Here is a 201-nt window from a genome sequence, read left to right as displayed (position 1 = left end):
AACCGGAGTTGCATATCCGTGGAGATCAGAATACCCGCTATGAGTTTATTGGCAAAAGTATCCTGACGGCACAACGTGCCGGTATCGCCAAGGTCGGCTTTGTAATTGAACCGCCACCACGGAACTAGTTTTTTGAATGACTAAACAGGGCTGGCGAAAAATTGTCCTGACAAGGCGTAGCGACGAAGACAGTGCGAATAG

At 48.8% G+C, this 201-nt stretch carries 1 protein-coding gene; it reads left to right on the top strand.

The annotated features are described in order from the left end of the window. The coding region (locus ACO0LN_RS30520; RefSeq protein ID WP_422980543.1) for an ExbD/TolR family protein at positions 1–128 on the top strand (128 nt) is incomplete at its 5' end. Between the last annotated feature and the right edge of the window lie 73 nt (positions 129–201).

The sequence above is a fragment of the Undibacterium sp. TC9W genome, assembly GCF_049339865.1.
In the GTDB taxonomy this organism is placed as follows: Bacteria; Pseudomonadota; Gammaproteobacteria; order Burkholderiales; family Burkholderiaceae_D; genus Undibacterium.
Note: the sequence above shows the minus strand (reverse complement) of the source record. Positions and strands in the feature narration are given on the sequence as shown.